Annotated in this window: 15 protein-coding genes; 5 read left to right on the top strand and 10 right to left on the bottom strand. The window is 69.3% G+C overall.

Annotation, left to right across the window (positions count from 1 at the left end):
- The first annotated feature begins 21 nt into the window (after window positions 1–21).
- A complete protein-coding gene (locus ACFV6H_RS32990) occupies window positions 22–1521 on the top strand; it encodes a glucoamylase family protein (RefSeq protein WP_385549763.1) in 1500 nt (499 codons plus the stop codon).
- Here the strand turns inward: ACFV6H_RS32990 and ACFV6H_RS32985 are convergent.
- Complete coding sequence (locus tag ACFV6H_RS32985; RefSeq protein WP_385549760.1) at window positions 1505–2554, bottom strand: hypothetical protein; 1050 nt, start codon at window positions 2552–2554, stop codon at window positions 1505–1507. The genes ACFV6H_RS32990 and ACFV6H_RS32985 overlap by 17 nt on opposite strands.
- Window positions 2555–2741: 187 nt before the next feature.
- On the opposite strand from ACFV6H_RS32985, the gene ACFV6H_RS32980 reads away from it, so the two are divergent.
- Entirely contained in the window at window positions 2742–4847 is a 2106-nt protein-coding gene (locus tag ACFV6H_RS32980; protein ID WP_385549898.1) for a TPM domain-containing protein, read from the top strand.
- Window positions 4848–4889: 42 nt separating this feature from the next.
- Window positions 4890–5600 carry a PspA/IM30 family protein gene (locus tag ACFV6H_RS32975; RefSeq protein WP_093597952.1) on the top strand — a complete coding sequence of 237 codons (711 nt, stop codon included), beginning with the start codon at window positions 4890–4892 and terminating at the stop codon, window positions 5598–5600.
- A 168-nt stretch (window positions 5601–5768) separates the two neighbouring features.
- Here ACFV6H_RS32975 and ACFV6H_RS32970 read toward each other — a convergent pair whose 3' ends face one another.
- The 5 genes from ACFV6H_RS32970 to ACFV6H_RS32950 all read right to left on the bottom strand — a co-directional run bounded on the left by ACFV6H_RS32970 (window position 5769) and on the right by ACFV6H_RS32950 (window position 10893).
- The gene (locus tag ACFV6H_RS32970; RefSeq protein ID WP_384986126.1) at window positions 5769–8345 is read right to left on the bottom strand and encodes a SpoIIE family protein phosphatase; all 2577 of its coding nucleotides are present in this window, start codon (window positions 8343–8345) and stop codon (window positions 5769–5771) included.
- A 145-nt stretch (window positions 8346–8490) separates the two neighbouring features.
- Entirely contained in the window at window positions 8491–8979 is a 489-nt protein-coding gene (locus ACFV6H_RS32965; RefSeq protein ID WP_385549756.1) for an ATP-binding protein, read from the bottom strand.
- Window positions 8980–9137: 158 nt separating this feature from the next.
- On the bottom strand, window positions 9138–9566 hold the full coding sequence (locus tag ACFV6H_RS32960) for a (deoxy)nucleoside triphosphate pyrophosphohydrolase (RefSeq protein ID WP_384782038.1): 429 nt from the start codon (window positions 9564–9566) through the stop codon (window positions 9138–9140).
- 65 nt (window positions 9567–9631) lie between these two features.
- Window positions 9632–9811: an SPOR domain-containing protein gene (locus ACFV6H_RS32955; protein ID WP_384986128.1), complete on the bottom strand. Its 180-nt coding sequence runs from the start codon at window positions 9809–9811 to the stop codon at window positions 9632–9634.
- Between the two features lie 329 nt (window positions 9812–10140).
- A complete protein-coding gene (locus ACFV6H_RS32950; protein ID WP_066942708.1) occupies window positions 10141–10893 on the bottom strand; it encodes a GntR family transcriptional regulator in 753 nt (250 codons plus the stop codon).
- Window positions 10894–11062: 169 nt separating this feature from the next.
- Here ACFV6H_RS32950 and ACFV6H_RS32945 point away from each other — a divergent pair, with 169 nt between their 5' ends.
- Complete coding sequence (locus ACFV6H_RS32945; RefSeq protein ID WP_385549752.1) at window positions 11063–12196, top strand: threonine synthase; 1134 nt, start codon at window positions 11063–11065, stop codon at window positions 12194–12196.
- A 75-nt stretch (window positions 12197–12271) separates the two neighbouring features.
- On the opposite strand, the gene ACFV6H_RS32940 is transcribed toward ACFV6H_RS32945, so the two are convergent.
- The 4 genes from ACFV6H_RS32940 to ACFV6H_RS32925 all read right to left on the bottom strand — a co-directional run bounded on the left by ACFV6H_RS32940 (window position 12272) and on the right by ACFV6H_RS32925 (window position 14484).
- Complete coding sequence (locus ACFV6H_RS32940) at window positions 12272–12553, bottom strand: hypothetical protein (protein WP_385549749.1); 282 nt, start codon at window positions 12551–12553, stop codon at window positions 12272–12274.
- A 147-nt stretch (window positions 12554–12700) separates the two neighbouring features.
- Complete coding sequence (locus ACFV6H_RS32935; protein ID WP_385549746.1) at window positions 12701–13891, bottom strand: damage-control phosphatase ARMT1 family protein; 1191 nt, start codon at window positions 13889–13891, stop codon at window positions 12701–12703.
- Window positions 13892–13951: 60 nt separating this feature from the next.
- Window positions 13952–14206: a Txe/YoeB family addiction module toxin gene (locus tag ACFV6H_RS32930; protein ID WP_385549743.1), complete on the bottom strand. Its 255-nt coding sequence runs from the start codon at window positions 14204–14206 to the stop codon at window positions 13952–13954.
- On the bottom strand, window positions 14203–14484 hold the full coding sequence (locus tag ACFV6H_RS32925) for a type II toxin-antitoxin system Phd/YefM family antitoxin (RefSeq protein WP_384986133.1): 282 nt from the start codon (window positions 14482–14484) through the stop codon (window positions 14203–14205). Before ACFV6H_RS32925 ends, ACFV6H_RS32930 begins: the two co-directional genes overlap by 4 nt.
- Window positions 14485–14686: 202 nt before the next feature.
- On the opposite strand from ACFV6H_RS32925, the gene ACFV6H_RS32920 reads away from it, so the two are divergent.
- Complete coding sequence (locus ACFV6H_RS32920; RefSeq protein ID WP_384782025.1) at window positions 14687–15268, top strand: Uma2 family endonuclease; 582 nt, start codon at window positions 14687–14689, stop codon at window positions 15266–15268.
- The last annotated feature ends 364 nt before the right edge of the window (window positions 15269–15632 follow it).

The following is a 15632-nucleotide window of genomic DNA, read 5'->3' as shown; positions in this document are numbered from 1 at the left end:
ATTCCTTGCGAAGGAGTACTGATGGACCGTCGCACGTTTCTCGCCGCCGCGGGAACCGGGGCCGCCGCCCTGTCCCTCGGAGCCGTATCCGCACCTGCACTCGCCGCGCCTGCTGCCGCCGCATCGCGTGCCGGTGTCTCCCACACCTCCGATACAGCGCTGCTGCGTCGCTGGTTCCGCGATACGTATCACTCGATCGAGGCCATGACGACCGATCTCGGTCTCGCCGCGGACAAGATCGACGTCAGCGGCTCCGGCACGCCCGTGCCGTCCCGTAACACCTCACCGACCAATATCGGCTGCGGGCTCTGGTCCACCGTCGCCGCGGCCGGCCTCGGAGTGATCGACCAGGACACCATGCGCCGCCGGCTGGCCCGTACCGTCTCGGCCGTCGAGCGGCTCGAACGCCACCACGGCTTCTGGCTCAACTGGTACGACGCCCACGACGGTTCCGTGCTCACGAGCTGGCCGGACACCGGTGATCCGATCCGTCCCTTCCTCTCCTCCGTCGACAACGCCTGGCTCGTCACCGGTCTGCGCATCGCCGCCGACGCGGATCCGTCGTTGCGTCCTCGGGTCGCCGCGCTGCTCGCCACCGCGGACTGGTCGTACTACTACACGCCGTACGACCCGGCGGACCCGGTGGCCCGGCCCGGCCAGCTCCGCGGCGGCTTCTGGACCGACACCGGCGAGCCCACCGGTCACCACTACGGAGCTCTCAACACCGAGCCGCGCATGGCCAGTTATCTGGGCATAGCGGACGGAAGCCTGCCCGGCGAGCACTACTGGCACATGCTGCGCACCTTGGTTCCCGAGAACGGGCAGGAGCAGCCGCCGCAGGGAACGTACGTCACCATCGACGGTGTCCGTGTCTGGCAGGGCCACTACACTTACCGGGGCCGCAAGCTCGTTCCCACCTGGGGCGGCTCGATGTTCGAGGCGCTGATGGTGCCTCTCTTCGTGCCCGAGACCGAGTGGTCGCCCGGCTCCTGGGGCATCAACCACAGCCGCTATGTCCGCTCCCAGATCGAACACGGCCTGGCGGAGGCCGGCTACGGCTACTGGGGCTTCTCGCCCTCCAATGTGCCCGAGGGCGGCTATCAGGAGTACGGCGTCGACGCGATCGGCATGCAGATCGACGGCTACGCCTCCAACACCGACCGTACCTTCGTCACGTACGGCGAGCCGCTGCCGCCCGCCTCCGCCTACACCAATGGTGTCGTCACGCCGCACGCCTCCTTCCTCGCGCTCCCGCAGGCGCGCGCGGAGGCTCTCGCCAATCTGAAGGCGCTCGCGCGTGACTTCGGCGCGTACGACGACCGCTACGGCTTCCGCGACTCCGTCAATGTGGGAACGGGCCGGGTCAGCGACTTCGTGCTCGCCCTCGATCAGGGAATGATCGCCGCCGCCCTCGCCCAGGAGTTGCGTCCCGGCCTGCTCCAGCGGCCGTTCCGTACGGGCGGATTCGCCTCGCGCGTACGGCCGCTGCTGGCGAAGGAGCGTTTCAGCATCCAGCCGTGACGCAGCCCCATCCGTCGCGGTACGCCGTCCAGTCGCCCTCCCTCGCGGCGAAGTCGACATAGATGGCGACTCCGAACCGCTCCCGGTCGCGGTCCGTGCGTCCCAGGCCCAGCCTGGTGCCACGGACCGCCGCCGCCACAGTCTCCGCGTGGCCGTGATGGCTCATGTCCTCCTCGTAGTAGAAAGGCAGTCCCATCAGCAGATCGGTGTCGCGCGGTGTGACCTCCAGGGCGAGCGTGGTCTGCTGGGCGACATAACCGCCGTAGAGGCTCTCCAGCGGCATCGCGGTGTCGTAGGACATGACGGCGATCTGGTCGACCCGCCGGGCCACCTCCGCGAAGAACGCCTGTGACCACCACTTGGGATGTCCGGTGAGGGCGCCGGCGACGGAGTGCAGCGCGGGTAGCGGATCGATCTGATGGGCGGCGACGGAGAGCGGTACGTCCCTGGCCCGGGTGAGAACGCGCAGATCGTCCAGGAGCGAGAGATAATCCCGGTCTCCCGAGTGCAGCGGCTCCAGATCGAAATGGACACCGTCGAATCCCGCGTCCAGGATCTGTCCGGCCGAACGCACCACGGCGGCGCGTGACGCCGTGCGTTCCAGCCGCAGTCCCTCGGGGCCCTCGGTCGCGAGCTCGTCACCCAGCCAGGCGTGCACCCGCACACCCGGAATCGTGCGGTGTACGGCGTCGATCAGCCACCGGGCCCGTGGATAGCGGGCGGCGGGCAGCGTCCCGTCGTGCTCCAGCGGGCCGGCGTGGACATACAGATCGCGTATCCCGGTCCCGCGGATACGCTCCGCGAAGGCGTCGAGATCCGCGTCCTTCTTGCGGCCGTCCACCCAGGCGTGGCCCAGCCAGATGGCATCCCGGCCGCGCGTCCGTGTGCCGTCCTCGATGTCGCCCGCGTAGTTGATCCGCAGCGAGACTGCGGCGGTGACCAGCGGTACGACGAGCAGCACGGCGAGCGCCGCCGCGATCCGCCTGGGCCAGCGTGCGCGTGGGCTGCGCCATGCCCGTAGCGGGGTCCTCAAGGTACGTCCCAATCCGCGCAGCCGTGCCCGCAAAGCCGTCTCCTCCCCCTGAGCGCCTCATGACCGCACGGTCATGAGGACGACCAGGCTATGCGCCGGAACCGGGCGGCAGGCGCGCGGTATCCGCGCAGGCGGCGGTCATTTCCGGTCGCGGACGGTCCATTGCGGACATAACCTCCCAATTGTGATGCTTCCCGAGAGCTCCACCCGGACGCACATAACCGGCCGGACGCTTCTGGCCGTACTGGTCATGGCATGGTGCCTGGCCATACCCGGTATCCGGGGCGCCCAGGCCGAGGGCCCGATCACACTGTCCCGGCAGGGACAGATCACCGACAAGGTGGGAGCGCTCGGCGACCGCAAGGCGGCGGTCGGCGATTCACTCGACCGTCTCTACGCGGACAGACACGTTCAGCTCTTCGTCGCATACGTACGTGACTTCTCCGGACACTCACCGCAGAGCTGGGCCGATTCGACGGCGGTACGCAGCGGTCTCGGCCGCGACGACATCCTGCTGGCGGTCGCCACCCATGACCGGCTGTACGCCTACTCCGTCGATGTAGGCGCTCCGCTCACCGACAGCCAGCTCGCCGATGTCGCCAGGACCGCCGTCGAGCCCGCGCTGCGGCAGAACGACTGGGCGGGCGCGGCGATCGGTGCCGCGAACGGATACGACGCGGTGCTCGCGGGCCGGCCCGTACCCACACCGGCCATCACTCCCGGCGAGCCGGATCCGGGCGGCAGGGCCGCCAACGGAGGCGCCGCGACCAATCTGGTGCTGCCCATCGCCGTCGTACTCGCGTTTGCGGCCCTCGCGGCGTACGTCTACGGCAAGCGCAAACGGCGGGCGGCGGCCCACACCTCGACGCGCGCCGGCGAACAGGGCTGGGGCTCTCCCGGCGGAGCTCCGCAGCCACCGCCGACGCCGCTGCCCGAACTGGACGGCCGGGCGAAACAGCTCCTGGTCGAGACGGACGACGCCCTGCGCACCAGCCAGGAGGAACTGGGTTTCGCCACCGCGCAGTTCGGTGAGGAGGCCGCCGCGCCCTTCACCGACGCCGTGCACTTCGCGAAGGGCCAGCTGACCTTGGCGTTCCGGCTGCGGCAGCAACTGGACGACGCCATTCCGGAGGACGACGCGACCCGGCGCAGGATGCTGGACGAGATCATCGCGCGCTGCACGGAGGCCAACGACCGGCTGGACGCGGAGTCCGAGGACTTCGACCGGCTGCGGGCCATGGAGCAGAACGCGCCGCAGGCGCTGGACTCGGCGGGAACCGCCTTCCGCGAGCTGAGCGAACGCGCCACCACGGCGCGCGGCACACTCACCGCGCTGCGCGAACGGTACGCCGACTCCGCCTCCGCGCCCGTCGCGGACAGTGTCGAGCAGGCCGAGGACCGGCTGGAGTTCGCCTCCGCCGGTCTGGACAAGGCGCGCGGATTCATCGACGCGGCGGAGAACGGCAAGGCGGCCGTGCATGTGCGGGCCGCGGAGGCCGCCATCGGACAGGCGGCCATCCTCGTCGAGGCGGTCGAGCGGCGCGCGCTGGAACTCGCGGAGGCGGCCGGGAAGCTGCCCGGCGCGCTCACCGAGACGGAGACGGACCTCGCCGACGCCCGCGGTCTGCTGCGCGGCACCACGCCGGGCGTGTCGACGGCCGACCTCCAGGGCCGGATCGGCCGCGCCGAGGCGGTGGTCGCGGAGGTACGGCGTGAACTGGACGCGGGACGATACGACCCGATCGACGCCCTGCGCCGGGTCGAGGAGACGGACGCGGTCCTGGACGAGGCGCTGACCGGGGCCCGCGAGCGTGAGCAGGGCATCCGCCGGGCCGGCACGCTCCTCGACCAGGCGACGCTCAGCGCCCGTTCGGCCATCGGCGCCGCCTCCGACTACATCACCACCCATCGAGGAGCGGTGGGCAGCCAGGCGCGTACCCGGCTGGTGGAGGCGCAGCGGCGGCTGGAGCGCGGGCATGCGGCGGCGTCGGCCGACGTACAGGCCGCGCTGGCCGAGACACAGCTCGCGGACGAGCTGGCCCGGGAGGCCCAGTATCTCGCCGAGCAGGATGTGGCCTCGTACGGAAGCCGGTACGGCATGGGCGGCGTACAGGGCGCGGGAGGCGGGCTCGGCGGCGCCGTGCTCGGCGGAATCATCCTCGGCGGCCTGTTCGGCGGCGGAGGCGGACTGGGCGGAGGCGGGGGCTTCGGCGGGGGTTATCGCGGCGGCCGTCCCGGCAGTTTCGGCGGCGGCGGTACGCGCGGCCGGATGGGCGGTGGCGGCCGTTTCTGACCGTTTCTGACGCAATTCCCTTTCCTCACAAGGAGAAGAGCCATGACCAAGCAGACCATCCTCGGGCGCGTCACACTGCTGGCGAAGGCCAATATCAACGCGCTGCTGGACCAGGCGGAGGATCCGCAGAAGCTGCTGGACCAGTTGATCCGCGACTACATCAACAACATCAGCGAGGCGGAACAGGCGGTGGCCGGCACCATCGGGAATCTCCGTCTGCTGGAGCAGGATCACCAGGAGGACGTGGAAGCGGCCCGTGAGTGGGGCGTGAAGGCGCTCGCGGCGAGCAGAAAGGCGGACGAACTGCGCCTGGGCGGCCATGGCACGGAGGCGGACACCTTCGACAATCTCGCCAAGGTGGCCCTGGAGCGCCAGCTCCAGTCCGAGAAGGAGGCGAAGACGGCGGAGCCGGCCATCGCCACGCAGACGGAGGTCGTGGACAAGCTCAAGACCGGTCTGGAGCGGATGCGGTCCAAGCTGGGCCAGTTGCAGTCGAAGCGCGACGAACTGGTGGCACGGGCCAAGACCGCCCAGGCACAGAACCAGATGCTGGACGCGGTCAAGAACATCAATGTGCTGGACCCGACCAGCGAGATCGGCCGGTTCGAGGACAAGGTGCGGCGCGAGGAGGCGAGGGCGACGGGCAAGCAGGAGTTGGCCGCCTCGTCCCTGGACGCGCAGTTCGAGCGGCTGGACAGCGTCGGCGACAGCGCGGAGGTGGAAGCGCGCCTGGCGGCGCTGAAGGCCGCCTGACCGGGCGAGCGGCGGGCCCGTCCACGTCGGCGCGCGGGCGGGCCGTGCGGGCGGGGTCGTGCGGCCGGACCGTACGGCAGTCACAGCCGGACCGTACGTGGCGGTCCGGCAGCGGGTGCACCGCGCGGCTCCGGCTCCGGCTGGGCAGGGCGACGGCCTGACGGTCCGTCAGAACATGCTCAGGAGCTGCTCGACCGTCGGTTCCGCTGTCGAGTCGCCGTCGGGCAGGGCGAGTTCGAACCAGACCGTCTTTCCGCGCGGAGTCCGGCGCGAGCCCCAGGCGGCGCTCAGCAGGCCGACCAGTTGCAGTCCCCGGCCGCCCTCGTCGGTGTCGCGGGCCCGCCGCCGCCGCGGCTGGACCAGCCCGGCGTCCCATACCTCGCAGACGAGCGTACGGTCGCGGAGCAGCCGCAGTCTGATCTCGCCCTCGCCGTAGCGCATGGCGTTGGTGACCAGTTCACTGACGAGCAGTTCGACGGTGTCCACGAGCGGTTCGAGATCCCAGGCCAGAAGCTGCGCGCGGGCCAGTTCCCGGGCCCGGCCGACGGAGCGCGGCTCGCGCGGCAGCCGCCAGTCGCCGACCGCGTCGGCGGGCAACCCTTGGATACGGGCCATCAGAAGCGCGATGTCGTCCTCGCCGTGCCGGGTGTCGAGCGTATTGAGAACGTGGTCGCAGACGTCCTCCAGCGGACGGCCCGGATTGGTGAGAGCGGCACGGAAGGCGCTCAGCCCTTCGTCCAGCGGATGGTCCCTGGACTCGACAAGGCCGTCCGTGTACAGCGCCAGCAGCGCGCCCTCCTCCAGATCGACCTCGACCTGCTCGAAGGGCTCACCGCCCACACCGAGCGGCATTCCCGGCGGCACATCGAGCATCAGCGCCGCCTCGCCCGGTTCGACCAGCACGGGCGGGAGATGGCCGGCGTTGGCGAAGGTGCAGCGCCGGGTGACCGGATCGTAGACGGCATAGACACAGGTGGCGAGATAGACCTCGGAGAGATCGGCGTCCCGCGTCTTGTGCGCGACTCGCGAGGCCTGCTGGGCACCGCTGGGAGTGCCGAGGCCACGGGCGATCTCATCGAGCGCGGAGAGCACTTCCGCGGGCTCCAGATCGAGCAGGGCCAGGGTGCGTACGGCGGTGCGCAGCTCGCCCATGGCCACGGCGGCCCGCAGACCGCGTCCCATGACATCGCCCACGACCAACGCGGTGCGGTGGCCGGGCAGTTCGATGACGTCGAACCAGTCGCCGCCCACCTCGGTGGCGGTGTTGCCCGGCAGATAGCGGCAGGCGATGTCCAGCCCTGCGGCCTCCGGATCGCCCGGCGGGAGCAGACTGCGCTGGAGTATCAGCGCGCGCTCGTGCTCCCTGCGGTAGAGGCGGGCGTTGTCGATACAGACCGCGGCGCGCGCGGCGAGCTCGATCGCGAGCGCCCGGTCCCGTTCGCCGAACGGCTCACTGCCCTTCGTCCGGGAGAACTGGGCGAGTCCGATGACGGTGTCGTGGGCGACCATCGGGACGGCCAGCGTGGACTGGACCAGACTGCCCGTCTCGCCCGGGATGGACTGCACCCGGCCGGTCCGCAGGGCGTTCGCGCTGAGCGAGCTGAACGGGAACCGATGGACGGCGCCGACCTGCGGCGGAACGTATCCCTCGTCACCCGCGCCACCGGGACCGGTCAGCGGCGCGTCGGACACGGCACTCGCGAAAGCGACACGGCGCAGCCGGGCGCTGCCGCCACCGGAGTCGTTGCCGGAGGAGCCCCACCGTCCCGGCGGTGCCTCCTCTCCGGTGAGCAGGCTCTGGTAGAGATCGACGGCGGCCTGGTCGCAGAAGCCCGGAACGGCCACGTCGAGCAGTTCGCGGGCGGTGGTCTCCAGATCGAGGGAGTTGCCTATCCGGGCACTGGCCTCGTTGAGGAGGGCGAGATTGCGGCGGGCGCTGGCGGCCTCGCGGGCGGCGATATGACGCCGGGTGACATCGGTGCCGACTCCGGCGACACCGATGGGGCGGCCCGATCCGCTGTGCACACGGTAGAGATTGATCGACCAGTGCCGACGCTCCTTGCCGCCGGGCTGGGTGCCGACGACCTGAAGGTCGGTGACGGACTCGCCGGTCTTCAGGACCCGCTGGAGGGCGGCGGTCATCCGCTCGGCCTCGGGACGGGAGAGATAGTCGTGCACGGTGCGCCCGCGGTGGTCGCCTGCCTTACCGCCGAAAACCGTGGCGAACCGCTGGTTGGCGCGCTGCACCTTGAGATCGGTGCCGAACAGAAGGAAGCCGAAAGGAGATTGGCCGAAAATGGCCTGCGAGGAGGCGAGGTCGGTTTCGATCCGGCGCAGCGCGCGGACGTCGACAACTATACAGAGCGCGCCTCGTTCGCCACTCTCCGTCTCGCTCGGCATCACATAGACCTCGGCGAGCCCGTGCTCCCCGCGACCACCGTGCTCGCCGTGCTCACCGTCGGTACGGAACGGGACCAGGCCGGTCCATTCCTTGCCGTCGAGGATCTCCCTGACCCGGCGATGACCGCGCGGGCGCAGATCGGCGGGCATGAAGACCTCGACCGGGTCCTTGCCTCTGACCTGCTGCGAACCGATTCCGAACAGCTCGGCGGCACGCTCGCTCCACTGGTCGACCAGCCCGTCCGGGCCGATCGAGAAAGAAGCGACTCTGATGTAGTCGTATATCGAGCCGGGCGGACTGCTCTGCCATACGACGTCGCCCGTCGTCCCAGATATCTCGCTCACGCGACCGTCCCCTCCAGCTCACGCACCGGACCGGCCATGCCCGCAGTATTCAGCACTACGGCCCCGGCCGACACGCCGTTCACGATCACAGCACGGTCTCGTTCTTTTTGAGCCGCGTCGACGTGATCGTTCTCCCTTCAGACTTCTAACCAGGCAGAGGCAGCTCGAACCACACGGTCTTGCCCGTCTTCCCACGGCGAGTGCCCCAGCGCTTGGCGGAACAGGCCACGAGCTGGATTCCGCGGCCTCCCTCGTCGTCGGGACCTGCGGGCCGCTCGGTCGGAGGATCCGGGAGAGGATCGGACACCTCCACCAGAAGTGCGGGCCGCTCCCGGGCCGTAGAAGTCGCGGCAGAAATCCCGGCGGAAATCCCGGCAGAAGTCGTGGCGGAAGTGCCGGCAGAAGTTCCGGCGCGGAGGGCGAGGCGTACTCCGATCGGTCCCGAGGCATAGCGCAGGGAGTTGGTCACCAGCTCACTGACCAGCAGAACCGCCACATCACGGACGGCAGGGAGGACCTTCCAGGTGCGGAGCGTGTCACGTACGGCATGACGGGCGGCATGGACGGAATCGGGCTCGGCGGGGAAGGTCCACTCGGCCTCTGCGCCGTCCTCTGTGTCGATCAAGCCGATCACTTCCCAAGACCGACGGCAGGGGCCGCGTCCCTTTTGGAGGGGTTAATCAGCTCATACCCGATATCCAGGACGGCTATCGCCCTGCCCGACGCACGGTGGGACAAACGGAGTAGACGCTCCCGGCGGCCGGCCACGGAGGCAGGACCTGGTGGACAGGACTACTGGAAAGGAGTCTCGTTCACGGCGTCGGGCGAGGCGGCGCGGAGGCGGCGGGCGGCCTCCGCCACGGCCGGGCGGTCCTGGTCGAGCCAGTCCACCGTATGGATCTCGTCCGGGCCGAGCCAGCGCAGCTCGTCGTGGTCCTCCAGAGGAAGTGGCTCACCGGAGAGCAGCCGAGCCGTCCACACCTGGAGCACATAGCCGGGCTTCAGCGGCCACTCACCGGGGATGCGCTCCATCGGCCGTGTCTCCACGCCGAGTTCTTCCCGCAGCTCGCGTACGAGCGCCTGCTCGGGCCTCTCGCCCGGCTCCAGCTTGCCGCCGGGCAGCTCCCAGCGTCCGGCCAGCTCGGGAGGCGCACTACGGCGGGCGGCCAGCAGCCGGCCCCGGTGGCACACGGCGCCCGCCACCACGACACGATCACTCATGCGCCGGAGCGTAACGCGAGCTCCGACCGGACGGGACACGCGCCTAGTGAGCGGCCTGTCCGGACCTAGAGGGCGGTCTGTCCGATGTGCTCGACCCAGTAGAGCTGCTTGTGTCCCGAATCGTCGAGGCTGTCCGCCATCTTCTGCGCCTCGTCCTCGGTGGCATACCTGCCGACGCGATAGCGGTTGCCGTTGCCGTCCTCCCGTATCACCAGCCATGGGAGCGCGACCGCGCCGTCGTTCATCGAGCCCCTCCCGCCACCGGCCTGCATGTCTCTGAAGATTCCCAGGAAACCGCACTCCGCATATGCCCGAGCCTACGCCTGACCTTCACTCAGCGGATACGTGATTTCACGAAGAGGTACGCATCCGGCCAACAAAGCGCCGAAAAGCAGGGCACGCGCCGGCGTGCGCCGTTGCTCTGGACCCGGCGTACACGCTACGGCACTTCGATATGCAGTAGACACATGAGGTGTTCAACAGAAAGGGAGTTGACTCTCCGTCACGACAAACGGACAGCCGCGCCCGGATGGACGCGGATGAGCGCGGCCGGACAACAGCAGTCGGTGAGCGGTTACTTGACGGAGAGGTGGTACGCGATACGGAAGCGGTCGGCCGGGACGACCACATCCGCCGTCTCCACGGCACGCCCGGACGCGTAATAGGTCCGCTCCAGCACCATCACCACATGGCCGGGCACACCGCCGAGCGCCAGCAGCTCCTCCGCGAGCCCGGGCCGTGCGCCGATCTGCTCCAGCACGTTGTCCACGACGAGGTCGATGGCCGCCATCCGCTCGACCACTCCGCGCCCGCCCAGCGGCCCCTCCTCGGGCAGCATCACCGGCGTACGCCCGGTGAGCGACAGCGGCTCCCAGGAGGTGGAGAGCATCATCGGCTCGCCGCCGTCCCGGAAGACATAGCGCGTACGCATCACCGGCTCGCCCGGCTGGATACCGAGACGGAGCGCGATCTCGACTCCGGCCTGCTCCTGTTCGCTCCTGGACTCCCAGGTGCCTCGCGCGCCGGTCTCCGCCTGCTCCTGACGGAACGGACTGGAGCCGGACGGCGGACGGTGCCCGGAGCGGGAGATCCGGCGCGGGACGGGCCGCTCCCGTACATACGTGCCCGAGCCGGAGCGTCCCTCCACCAGCCCTTCCGCCATCAGCACCTTGCGCGCCTCCAGCGCGACCGTGTCCGAGACGCCGTACTCCTCGCGGATACGGGCCTGCGAGGGCAATCGGGTGTGCGGCGGCAGCACTCCATTGACGATCTTCTTACGGAGATCGCTCGCAACGCGCAGATAGGCGGGCTGCTCACCGAAGGCCACGGGCACTCCCATCAGGTTGACAGACAGCAACAGCCTGGCAACCGTCGGTCGTTGGCCGCAAGCATGGGCCAGAGTTTCACCCGAAGTGATGACTTGAGGTTTGGCAAAGGCCGGCCACCGGGGCCGACCTGGCCAACTGCGATGCTGACGGGCTGCGATGCTGGTGGGCATGGAGACGACCTACCCGGCCTACCTCTGCCCGGTCGACGGCACGCGCTCGCCCGTCGATGCGTACGCCTGGTGCTGTCCGGTCTGCCGAGGGCCATGGGATCTCGTCCTCGACACCTCGCCGGTAGCTCTGAGTTCCCTCCCCCGTCGCGTCAATTCGCTCTGGCGGTACGAGGAGGCGCTGCCGCTCTCCGCGCCCGTCACCAGCCTCGGCGAGGGCCGTACGCCGCTCGTGGCGCTGACTCCGTCCGTCTCCGCCAAGCTCGACTTCCTGATGCCCACGCTCTCGTTCAAGGACCGTGGCGCGGTGATGCTCGCCGAGCTGGCGCGGCGGCTCGGTCCTGAGCGGGTCGTCGCGGACAGCAGCGGCAACGCGGGCACGGCGATCGCGGCGTACTGCGCGCGGGCCGGGCTGCCCTGCACGGTGTATGTGCCGGAGGCGACCTCGCCGAAGAAGACCGAGCAGATCCGGGCCCACGGCGCGCGCCTGGTCCGCGTACCCGGCGACCGCGAGGCCACGGCCCTGGCCGCCCGCGCCGCCGCCGACGAACCGGGCATGTTCTACGCGAGCCATGTCTACAACCCGTACTTCCTGCACGGCACGAAGACCTATGTCTACGAGCTGTGGGAGGACCTCGGAGGACGCCTTCCCGAGGCGATCGTCGTACCGGTCGGCAACGGGACTCTGCTGCTCGGCGCCGCGCTCGCCGTCGCGGAGCTGTACGGGCACGGTCTCATCGCCGAACGGCCCGCGCTGATCGCCGTCCAGGCCGAGGCGGTCTCACCACTGGCGACGGCCTTCCACGCGGGCGCCGACGATCTGCCCGCCGCGCCCGCGGCCGGAGCCGATCCCGGGACCGATCCCGCGCCCGCCACTCTCGCCGAGGGCATCGCCATCCCTCGTCCGCCGCGCGCCCGCCAGGTCCTGCGCGCCGTAAGGGAGTCCGGCGGCACCTTCCTCACCGTGACGGAGGACCGACTCCGCGCGGCCCAGCTCGACCTGGCCGCCCGAGGCCTCTTCGTGGAGTCGACGGGCGTCGCCTGCTGGGCGGCGGTGGCCGACTGGACCGACCGCTCCGTAGTCGTACCGCTGTGCGGCGCGGGCGCGAAGACGGGTCTAGCGCCCAAGGCCTGACGAGCCGCTCCGACAGACCCAACAGACCTAACTGACTGACCGACTACGGGCCGGGGCGGGGCGGGGGCGCCGAGCTCACCAGCCCTCCTGCTCCTCCGCCTGCCGAGTGAACGGAGCCGTACGTACCTCCAGCCACTCCGTACACCCCCAGGCGCCGGCCGCGAGGGCAACCACCACGGCAAGGGCGGCCGTCCACTCCCGGACCCGTAGTACGCCCAGCGTCAGTGCCCAGATGCCCAGTGCCAGCGCGGGCATCCCGAAGAACATCAGCGGCAGCTCGACATAGAACAGGCTGACATCCCTCTCCCCCTCGAAGCTGCCCTGCACTCCCGGCCCGGCGCCGATTCCCCACACCACGAACCCGACGATGAACCCGCCCACCACGGCCAGGGCCCCGCTGCACCCGAGGCCCGCCCTGCCACCATCTCTTTCCGCTCTCTCCGGTCTCTCCACGCCACGGGGGACGCGGCCCGGCGCCCTGTCAGTTCCGAACGGAATACGACATCAGCGCCGGACCTGGATCAGCGCATGGGTGCCGCTGGTGCGCCATCGCTGGTCGTGCGCGGCGACGAGCGCGGACTCCGTCCGCTCGTCCAGTCCGACGATCACCTCGGACTTCAGTGTGCGCAGAGCCGCCACAGGGCCCGGGAAGTACGCCGTGCGCTCGGCGAACGGCGTGGTGGCGGGCCAGAGTTGATCGCCCACGAGACGCCGGTAGTTCAAGTCGCCTTTCATGATGGTCACCGTGGCCTCCGCGAAGTCCTGACGCAGATCGTCGGGCATGTCCGAGTACGGCAGAGGCGCACAGGAGAAGGCGTGCGCCCGTACGACGAGCCGACCGCGTCCCATGGCCTCCCAGAGCCGTTCGCCGACCACTCCGGCAACGCCGTCGGCCCGCTTCATATGGCGCAGGCAGTCGATCACATCAGCGGTGGTGGCGTCGGAGACGAAGTACGGGTACGGCTTGACGTGCAGGACGACGTGTTCGGCGTGCTGGTGCCGCAACAGGTGGTCGATCAGCAGCAGATCGGGGACGAGTTCGCGTCCGGCGTTGTCCGCGACGAGGCATACGGTGTTCGGTCCTCCGGCGGGCAGCAGCGACCACAGCGTCTCGGAGTCGTCCGCGACAAGAGGACCACCGGCGCCGGCACCCGTACCGCCGCCCGCTCCCCCACCGCCGGAGACCAGATGGAACCCGAGGTCCGCGCGGTTGCCCCACAGGGAACCCTGAAGCAGTGCACGGCCCTGCTCGTCGACGGTCCGCATGGCCAGCCGGCCCAACGCCGCCAGCTCGGCTTCCGCCTCTCCGGTGCGCAGCTCGGCCAGCTTGAACGGACGGAACGGATCGACGCCCTGCCACGGTCCCGGCCCGAAGTACCCGACGGCGTCGAGGAGCCTGCGATAGAAGTAGCTCTCCGCCCACAGAAACGGCGCGTCGAACCACGACCCGCCGACGTACCCCCGGTCCCACCCCACCCACAGATCCCGGTCACGCGCATCGGCCCCAAGAGGCTCGATCACGCCCTCCGCGCACTCCCCAAGCAGAACATCAAGCGCCCGGCGCTGCCCAGGACCGTACGGAAAGGCATCACGCACTCTCCCGACGAGCGCCGGATGCCGCTCGGTCAGCACACCCCAGGAAAAAGATCCGGGCTCGTTACTCAAAATGACGGGCGCATCAACGGTTTCGGCCATGCCCCGATGATCCCCCGGAAGAGCACGCGACCTTGCGGCCCTCCCCGCGACCGCTCCCGGTCAGTAGCGATAGCGAGCAGCGAGGATGGTGATCACCTTGTTGGTGACCAGGTAGACGAGGCGGTGCTCGTAGTCGATCCGTCGCGACCAGGCGCCGGGCAAGTGGTACTTCAGCGGCTCGGGCTTGCCGATCCCTGAGAAGGGATCACGCTTGACGTCCTCGATGAGCTTGTTGATCCGGGCGAGCATCTTGCGGTCGTTCTTGAGCCAGGACGTGTAGTCCTCCCAGCCCTGGTCCTCGAAAACGAGCCTCACGCGGCGCTCGCACCACCGTCCGCCGAGTCAGGATCGATCAGCTCACGCTCCGAGACGTTGACGTTGGCCAGGGCGTTCTCATAGGCCTTGAGCAGTCGGCGCGCGTTCACCGGCGAGCGCAGAAGGTAGGAGCCCTCGCGCAGAGCGGCGTAGTCCTCGGCGGAGACGAGTACAGCGTTCCCGTGCTTGGAGACGATCTCAATGGCCTCGTGATCGTCGTTGACTTTCTTGATCAACGGAAAGAGAGCCTTGCGGGCCTCGCTCGCGGTGATGGACATGCCTCGCCCCCCTCCATTCAAGTGGTACAAAATAACGTACCGCTTTCGAAGGCTCCAGGCAGCGGCAACCGGACGATGCAGCACAACGAAACCCGGCACAGGAAAAGGCCAGAGGGCGCCCCCCGGAGGAGTCGCCCTCTTCCGAAGATGGAACGGCACCGGCACGCCTTCGCGCTGCCGCCGGAATCGCTAAAGTTGCCTTATGACCGCACTGCCCGACTGGATGCGTCCGCCGCGCCCGGACGGCTGGTTCGCGGAGGATCTGGACCGCCTCCCCGAGGCACCACGCCACACCGAGCTCATCGACGGAGCCCTCGTCTTCATGATGTCGCCCCAGCGGTGGTGGCACGGCCACCTCGTCACGATGCTCACCCTGGCCCTCATGGAGCAGGCACCCGCCGAGGCCGAGGTCAGCCGTGAGATGACCATCAAGCTCGACCAGCGCAATCGGCCGGAGCCCGACCTGCTGGTGACCACCGCCGCCTACGACGCCGACCGCACCTGGTTCGCACCGGACGAAGTACAACTCGTCATCGAGGTCGTCTCCCCCGAGTCCGCCCATCGCGATCGTACGGTCAAGCTCCGCAAATACGCGGAGGCCGGCATCCCGCACTACTGGTGCATCGAGGACGAGGACGGACTCCCCGTCGTGCACGTCTACGAACTCGACAAGCCGACCCGCGCCTACGCACCCGCCGGCATTTTCCGGGGCTCACTGAAACGACCGGTCCCCTTCGAGATCAGCCTCGACCTGGAGAAGCTGACCCCGCCCCGGAAGGGCTGAACGCGAACAGGGCCGGACTCATCAGAGCCCGACCCCGTCCAAGCTGCGCACTTGACAAACCAAGTCGGTCAAAGCACCGCACGGTCACACGTTGAAGCGGAATGCCTGAAACCCGATCCTGACCTGCGGCGGAGCCTCTTCCGGGGCTCTGACCAGCAATTTCTCTGTTTGGCTGCGTTGGTCTCCGACGGGATGCGCTGTAGGGATCAACGCTCATGTAAGCGCTGAGCGAGGTCTGTTCCCACGTTGTGCGTGATCGTTTCCCACTCCGAGCGCACCCCGCGGAAGCTCCATCAACAGGACATCCCGGCTGTCCAGCCGCGGCGTGCTGTCTGTGGCGACTGGCATGATCAGCTGCGTGATT

It is taken from the genome of Streptomyces sp. NPDC059743 (assembly GCF_042732975.1).
GTDB lineage: Bacteria > Actinomycetota > Actinomycetes > Streptomycetales > Streptomycetaceae > Streptomyces.
This window is presented reverse-complemented; position numbering and strand designations above follow the sequence as displayed.

Bases quoted from the DNA above. Each gene is read 5' to 3' on its own strand.
- ACFV6H_RS32960 (WP_384782038.1), bottom strand. From the start codon at position 9,566: ATGAGTGATCGTGTCGTGGTGGCGGGCGCCGTGTGCCACCGGGGCCGG.
- ACFV6H_RS32920 (WP_384782025.1), top strand. From the start codon at position 14,687: ATGACCGCACTGCCCGACTGGATGCGTCCGCCGCGCCCGGACGGCTGG.
- ACFV6H_RS32945 (WP_385549752.1), top strand. From the start codon at position 11,063: ATGGAGACGACCTACCCGGCCTACCTCTGCCCGGTCGACGGCACGCGC.
- ACFV6H_RS32935 (WP_385549746.1), bottom strand. From the start codon at position 13,891: ATGGCCGAAACCGTTGATGCGCCCGTCATTTTGAGTAACGAGCCCGGA.
- ACFV6H_RS32975 (WP_093597952.1), top strand. From the start codon at position 4,890: ATGACCAAGCAGACCATCCTCGGGCGCGTCACACTGCTGGCGAAGGCC.
- ACFV6H_RS32955 (WP_384986128.1), bottom strand. From the start codon at position 9,811: ATGAACGACGGCGCGGTCGCGCTCCCATGGCTGGTGATACGGGAGGAC.
- ACFV6H_RS32980 (WP_385549898.1), top strand. From the start codon at position 2,742: ATGCTTCCCGAGAGCTCCACCCGGACGCACATAACCGGCCGGACGCTT.
- ACFV6H_RS32925 (WP_384986133.1), bottom strand. From the start codon at position 14,484: ATGTCCATCACCGCGAGCGAGGCCCGCAAGGCTCTCTTTCCGTTGATC.
- ACFV6H_RS32990 (WP_385549763.1), top strand. From the start codon at position 22: ATGGACCGTCGCACGTTTCTCGCCGCCGCGGGAACCGGGGCCGCCGCC.